Origin of the sequence: Acinetobacter sp. YH12226 (assembly GCF_013417805.1) — a bacterium.
GTDB lineage: Bacteria > Pseudomonadota > Gammaproteobacteria > Pseudomonadales > Moraxellaceae > Acinetobacter.
This window is the reverse complement of the sequence record NZ_VPDG01000028.1, coordinates 1-6,773: the sequence shown is the minus strand read 5'-3', so window position 1 is coordinate 6,773 and position 6,773 is coordinate 1. Positions and strand designations below refer to the sequence as shown.

Annotated in this window: 6 protein-coding genes and 3 pseudogenes; 5 read left to right on the top strand and 4 right to left on the bottom strand. The window is 33.9% G+C overall.

Features of this window, described 5'->3' with window-relative positions; translation table 11 throughout:
* Positions 1-813 precede the first annotated feature (813 nt).
* The 3 genes and pseudogenes from FTV08_RS15190 to FTV08_RS15185 all read left to right on the top strand — a co-directional run bounded on the left by FTV08_RS15190 (position 814) and on the right by FTV08_RS15185 (position 2,851).
* Positions 814-1,380: a recombinase family protein gene (locus tag FTV08_RS15190; protein WP_004812033.1), complete on the top strand. Its 567-nt coding sequence runs from the start codon at positions 814-816 to the stop codon at positions 1,378-1,380.
* A 557-nt stretch (positions 1,381-1,937) separates the two neighbouring features.
* Positions 1,938-2,059: pseudogene (locus FTV08_RS16405) on the top strand (cation transporter); the annotation flags it as partial.
* 177 nt (positions 2,060-2,236) lie between these two features.
* Positions 2,237-2,851, top strand: a complete 615-nt coding sequence (locus tag FTV08_RS15185; RefSeq protein WP_004281236.1) for a thiol:disulfide interchange protein DsbA/DsbL — start codon at positions 2,237-2,239, stop codon at positions 2,849-2,851.
* A 76-nt stretch (positions 2,852-2,927) separates the two neighbouring features.
* On the opposite strand, the pseudogene FTV08_RS16400 reads toward FTV08_RS15185, so the two are convergent.
* Positions 2,928-3,029, bottom strand: a pseudogene (locus FTV08_RS16400) (TetR family transcriptional regulator); the annotation flags it as partial.
* Between the two features lie 175 nt (positions 3,030-3,204).
* Here FTV08_RS16400 and FTV08_RS15180 point away from each other — a divergent pair.
* Positions 3,205-3,411, top strand: a pseudogene (locus FTV08_RS15180) (IS1 family transposase); the annotation flags it as partial.
* A gap of 65 nt (positions 3,412-3,476) precedes the next feature.
* Here FTV08_RS15180 and FTV08_RS15175 read toward each other — a convergent pair.
* The 3 genes from FTV08_RS15175 to FTV08_RS15165 form a co-directional block, all read right to left on the bottom strand.
* Positions 3,477-3,671, bottom strand: a complete 195-nt coding sequence (locus FTV08_RS15175) for a heavy-metal-associated domain-containing protein (RefSeq protein ID WP_004733233.1) — start codon at positions 3,669-3,671, stop codon at positions 3,477-3,479.
* A gap of 469 nt (positions 3,672-4,140) precedes the next feature.
* On the bottom strand, positions 4,141-5,022 hold the full coding sequence (locus tag FTV08_RS15170) for a copper resistance D family protein (RefSeq protein WP_005220177.1): 882 nt from the start codon (positions 5,020-5,022) through the stop codon (positions 4,141-4,143).
* A gap of 64 nt (positions 5,023-5,086) precedes the next feature.
* Entirely contained in the window at positions 5,087-5,467 is a 381-nt protein-coding gene (locus tag FTV08_RS15165) for a copper resistance protein CopC (RefSeq protein WP_004681441.1), read from the bottom strand.
* A 351-nt stretch (positions 5,468-5,818) separates the two neighbouring features.
* Here FTV08_RS15165 and FTV08_RS15160 point away from each other — a divergent pair, with 351 nt between their 5' ends.
* Complete coding sequence (locus tag FTV08_RS15160; RefSeq protein WP_004281876.1) at positions 5,819-6,061, top strand: DUF2789 family protein; 243 nt, start codon at positions 5,819-5,821, stop codon at positions 6,059-6,061.
* Positions 6,062-6,773 lie beyond the last annotated feature (712 nt).

Below are 6,773 nucleotides of genomic sequence, written 5' to 3'. Positions count from 1 at the left end.
TTTGGTAGTTCTTGTCAGGGATTTGTCCATATATGGCAGCTCATTGCGAGCCGATAAGCTTGCATTTGGTCAGAAGAACTGCCTGGGACTGCTCTGCAAGTAATAAAAATGTATAAAGTTACATAACTTATAAAACTTATGATCTTATGTAAATGCAAGGGAGTTATGTGATAGAAAATTTCTTTTGGTAGTTCTTGTCAGGGATTTGTCCATATATGGCAGCTCATTGCGAGCCGATAAGCTTGCATTTGGTCAGAAGAACTGCCTGGGACTGCTCTGCAAGTAATAAAAATGTATAAAGTTACATAACTCTCATAACTTATGATCTTGTGTAAGCAGAAAGGGGTATGTGATAGAAAATTTCTTTTTGTAGTTCTTGTCAGGGATTTGTCCATATATGGAATAAGAGAAAATGCGTAGTCATTTTATTCAGTATTTTGCAATTTAACTAATTGAAACTTAATTATTAATTAGAAAATTAAAACGCCCAATTTAAAAAACTGGGCGCTTCATTAATGGTAATAAGCATTACCATCAAAAACTAGAGCACACAAACCATGGTTTAGTTTTGTGTTTTATAAACATACTTTGTGTATACAAGTTTGTAAATGATTTTTTGCTCATAGATTTAAAAATAAAAGTACCTTCTTATTAATATCTGTAATATTAGACTATACCCTAAAATTACATTTTAAAAGTTCTTAAAAACATGTACCATTTAAATGTTTTTTAATCATAAGTAACATGTAACTTTGGTATTAAAGATTTATAATTTACGAAATTGTTCATTTTTATCCAATTGGGGCGTAAAAAGTGAAAGGCCAAAAAGTAGGCTATGTGCGAGTGAGTTCGGTCGAGCAAAATACGGGACGTCAACTTGAGGGAATTGAAGTCGACCGGATTTTTGTTGACCGTGCTTCAGGTAAAAATACCGACCGACCGAAATTTCAGGAAATGTTGAATTATGTCCGGGAAGGAGACCGGGTGATAGTACATTCCATGGATCGTTTTGCGCGAAGCTTAAAAGATTTGGTGACTGAAGTGGATAAACTGGTCAAACGAGGGATTGCCATCCAGTTTGTAAAAGAAAATATTACTTTTACGGCCCAATCCACCCCGATGGATAATTTGATGCTGCAACTGATGGGTGCTTTTGCACAGTTTGAACGTGAGATCATTTTAGAGCGGCAAAAGGAAGGAATTAAACTTGCCTCTTCTCAAGGGAAGTACAAAGGCCGGGTACATAAATTGAAACCTGATCAGGCTGAAGCTTTGCGACAAGACTGGAAGGAAGGGAAGTACCCTTCAAAAATGGCATTAGGCCAGGCATTTGGAATTAGTCGCCAAGCGGTATATCGGTATTTAAAAGCCGGGAAATAACTCAATTGAAATTGGCGACTATATTTAGTTTAGCTTATGAAAATCGTGAAACGTTGATTAAATAATAAGTGCAGAAAGCAAAGAGTTACTAATTTTATACAATATAAGTTTTTGATTTATAATTAATTAACTCGATTGCAATCTAGCTTTTTCAGCAACGATTTATCTTTTTTAAAATAGTATTAATTTATTTTTTTGAGAACAAACCTTAACAAAATTACAAGTTTGTAATTTTGTCGTCATTCGGATGTATATATTTACTCATTATTATAAGTAAAGATTTTTTTGGTCCAAGATATGATTAGATTCAATAATATGTACATGAAGATTATTTTAGTTATTTTTACTATAGTTTTTTCAACCAGTAGTTTTGCTGATGGGGGACTCCGTTTCTTAGAGAAAAATTTAGAAATAATTAACAAATAATTAACATAGTAATTTAAATTAAAAAGTGATTTATCAGGTGAATTTTAACTATATAAATAATTTATTTAATTTAATAAACCTTTCATAAATCATTTTTTGCTCAGTTCTATGTTGTAAATTCCAGCAATTATCATAGCCACGCGGCTGTTACTGAAGAGAATAGTAAGAAGCTAATATTTACTGTAGGTTTGACCACTACGTTTTAATCGTAGAAATTATAACCGTTTTTATTACTCAAAGTTTAACTTTTGTGATTATCTAAAAACACATAGCGGTCGAATGGCCATATTAACTGACTTAAAATCAGTCGCATACTTTAATGTAGCGGTTCTGATAGCACAAAAGTTCGCAGCATGAAAACGGAACCGGCATAATTGATTTATAGTGAACCCATACACTAAGCATAATGATTTAGAGGACGATAATCCCAATGAAAAAATTCCTTTTAGGAGCTGTTGCCGCATCTGTTTTGGCCTTTTCAGGCAATGCTATGGCCAATTTTGTGGCAGGTCAGGACTATCAAGTGGTTGCAAAACCAGTCAAAGTCGAAAAACCGGGCAGAATTGAGGTACGTGAATTCTTCTGGTACGGCTGTGGTCACTGTTTCGCGCTTGAACCACATATGCAGGGCTGGTTGAAAAAATTACCAAAAGATGTACGTTTTGTACGTACGCCGGCTGCAATGAATCCACTCTGGGAGCAGGCAGCGCGTGCTTATTATGTGTCTGAAGCATTGGGTGTGCGTCAAAAAGCACATTTACAATTATTCCATGATATTCATGATAAGCAACGTCCAATTTTAGAACAGGCGCAATTGGCCAAGTTCTATACCCGCTATGGTATTCCTGAAGCGAAATTTAACAGCACTTATAAATCTTTCCCGATCACTTCGAAAATTGCCCAAGCCAAAAATCTGGCTGCTCAGTATCAGTTAAGTGGTGTTCCGGCAGTGACCGTGAATGGTAAATATATTGTGCAGGGTAATGATGCCAAAGTCATTCAGGTGGTGAATTACCTGATCGAGAAAGAGCGTAAAGCCAAATAAGACGCGATTGATTATCTCTAAAAAAAACCTGCATCGAATCTGCAGGTTTTTTTATTTAAACTGGAGGAATGGTTATTTACGTCCTGACTGCCGGATCTGGTGTTTCTATCGGCGGGCGATACCAGTGTAAAATTCCTCGGAATAAGAGCTGCATCTGCAACACGCTTTGCGCTTTAAAGTAATGAATTTTCCTTTCTATTTCAACACGCAGAATTGCCGAGGCGCCCCGACGCTCTAAAACAAACAAAGGTGGTGTTTCAAAAAGTATGCTGAAAAAAACAATATGGCTTTTGATAAAATAGAGGTATGAAAATAACGCTACAAATCAAATGTCCTACCTGTCTAAGTAACAATATTGGGATAGTTTTATCACAGCATTTCAATGTTGCAAGCAAGTGATCGGTAAGTTTTTTACCGTCGGTATTGAAGGTAACAATTGTAGAATTCGTCATCGAATCAGGCGTGGATTTAGGAGAAGTTGCAACTTTTCTAAAAAGCTCGAAAATCATTTTAAAGCCTTTGATTTGACTTTCTTTTACCTTAATAACGGATTTGTTTAACGCTAGCATACTTTTTGAAACACCACCAAAGTGGTAAGGAATTCCCACTGTTACTCTAACAGAGATTAAGCAGGATCAGCTGTAAATCCACGCTCACTGAGAGTTGCAATGACTTTATCCTGACTCACTGTTGTGTTGATTTCAACGATACGGTTTTGTAAATCAATATCGAGTGAGGCATTCGAGTCGAGCTCTTTAATTGCGGTAGTAATGCCGCGTGCACAACCACCACAAGTCATATTAGCGATGTGAAATTTCATATGTTGCTCCTTTTTAACAAAACATTTGTTTAAAACATTAGAACAGTAACTCTAAACTTTCACCATACAACCAGCCTTTTTCTGAATCAGTTACTCGCTGTAACTTGGTCTGTTTATAACCTTACAGTTTTCTTCAGAGTATTCCAAAGAAGAGTGTTCTAATGACTACAGTAAAAGTACTTAACCAACATTAATGTGACTTTAAAATGACATTTTTGTCATCTACGATCACTCTGAAATTTATAAGATTAGTTATTTCAATCAATGGTAGTGAACTGAATAGATGAGACCGTTATGGGTTGAAGATAAGCTAAAAACCGGTGACTACCTTTATGTATAATGCCTCATGATGCGATTTTACTGTTCTGATTGTCGTAAGTTGACAGTCCAGTAGAAACTTTATTGCTCAGCTACAAAAGATAAATGCAGTAATGTTAAATTTCCTCAATTCCCTTATTTTGAAATTCTCTTATTCAATACCCACGACAGTGGTTATATAGCCTGTTGTTAATAGAATTGATAGACCTAATAACATCTCAAATAAAATGGCATGACTAAGGTGTTTAGCGAATTTAGGATGTTGAAGACGCGGGGTGAAATACCATTTGTTGAAGGCAGCTAAAAGTAGAATACTTATAACAAAAAACATTTTAACCATGAAACCATAGCCATATGCAGTATTGATTAAGGTATTAAAATCTTTAATTAAAAGAAGAGCTACACTAGCGCCACAGGCGATTAATATCCCAACAATGAAAGCAGCAATACGTCCAAATACATGCATGCGATCTTTTAAAGGTAAACCACTTATTTCCCGGCTGGTTTTCCATAACGGATATAAAGACCCCATCCATAACGACATAACTAGAATATGGATTGATAATAAAATTTGAGCAAGTAAGGTTAAATTAGCGACATGTCCGAGCTGGGAAAAACTAAAAATAATCGGGATAAGTAAAATACAAAATATTGAACTTTCAATTATAGAAAACTGACCTTTGTTCCTGTTAACTTTAACCACCATGAGAAGAAGTAAAAGAGCAAAACTAATAGAACGAAGAACGTATATATACCCCGTCGGAGTATTAACCAATATATTAATATACGTGGGGTCCACCATCCCTGTAATACCAGTATTGGCAAAACTACCAATCAGAATAAAAAATCCCAAGGTACTGGAAATTAGGCCTAATCCAGCGCCAATTGTAATATATTTAAGAATCGATTCTTTTAGTTCAAGATATTGTCTAAGTAAAAAATAGCAAAAGGCTCCACCAACGACAAAAGCTACACTTAAATATAAAATAACCTTAGTTAACCAAGTGGCCCACATCCAATATTCAGAAATCATTATTTTTGTCCATTCTAGAACAACATGCCAGCACCTCACTGACATGTTGAAAGGTAATCAATTCTTATTTAGTTGATTTGATAGTGAAACTATATTCACCATTCATGTTGTGACCATCTTTCCCCATTGTTGTCCAGACAACGGTATATTTACCTTTTTTCAGTTTCGGAAGAGCGACATCAAAGGATTTCTTTAAGTCATGAGTAACTTTATATTTTAAAGGAACATCTCTTCGCTGAGCATCCAGTAACTTAATATTCATCAACATAACCTCTGCACCAAAGTTAAGGGTCAAGTTCTTTGGTTGACTAAGGATAGATGCATTTTCCGCAGGAATCGCACTCACTAAACTCACATGAGCGAACGTAGTTGTAGTAGCCACAATCATCGTTGCAGCTACTACAACATTACGTAGAGCAGTCATTTTATTTTGAAATAATTTCATTTACGTTTCCTCTTGATTCGTTAGTTCATTAGAGATGACTTTATAAAATCTATATTTAATGAGACCACATCATCTCCTCTTATATTTCAATTATTAGTGAGAGACAGAAACAGAGCGATGACTTCAAAATTACATTTTTGTCATTTTTAAAATTTAAAATCTTTAACTATTAAAATAATCTTATTGAAAAATAATGATCATTTAACAAACAAATTATGTAGGTGGTTGATTTATGAAATGTAGTAATCATTTTGTCTAAGAAAATAGTAGCTATTTAATTTTTTATATTTTAGTTTAAATATAAACATGTTATGTTTAATTTGATCTAATATAAATTTGTGGGCTAAGCACATGACTCAAACACGTCCAAGAATGACCAAATTATTTGAACAGCTTGGTTTAGCTTCTACTGAAGAAGCAATTGCAAAATTCATAGAGAGCCATCAGCTAGCTGGAGATGTTTTTTTAACACAAGCAATTTTTTGGACTGATGCTCAACGTCATTTTTTAGAAGAAAAACTACACTCTGATGGTGAATGGACGACAGTGATTGATCAATTAAATGAGTCTTTACATGAAAATTCAGTAAAATAATTTTCCGTTAGTATTAAGGATCTACATTCTTCCCTGCATTGAATACAACTCATTCATACAGTAGTACTGTTTTGGAGATGGAATCTCTATTATATAAGTAGTAGATTCCTTACTCTGAAATTTGGATTATAAACCCTAATATTAAAAATAATCTTCTTTACCTTCTATCTAATAAATATACCAATAAGTTTAATAATTAAATTATCCACCCTTTTTTCTATAAAAAACTATTTTGATCAACTGTATTTTTTCTTTAAAGGAATAACAGTGTAAATTACATTAAGAATGTGTCTCTAACTAGCCTTGGAGTCATCTAATCATTTCATTTTTATTTTTTTAAGCACATAAAATCATAACAACTTTAATAGTTTTAAAAGATTAATATTAAATAAAATTTTTGTCATCTCAGCATAGACTATATATTTCGAGAAGATCTCAAAATTACATTTTTGTCATTTTTAAAAATAATTAATTAATAGTGCTAAAATTTTTAAGAGAGACAGAGAATAACCAAAAATTTCATCAGTTTAGTAGTCAAATTCCTAGACTCTGTTCAGTACTAAAACATAGCTTTTACTTCCAAATGGCTTTGTTGCATAAACATTCAAAAGCTGAGTTTTCCCCAATCCATTCAAATTTAAGTGACAACTTGGGTGTGAGGTCTACCTAATTCCGTAAATCTATTCAGAACTGCCACACGCGCATGAACTTC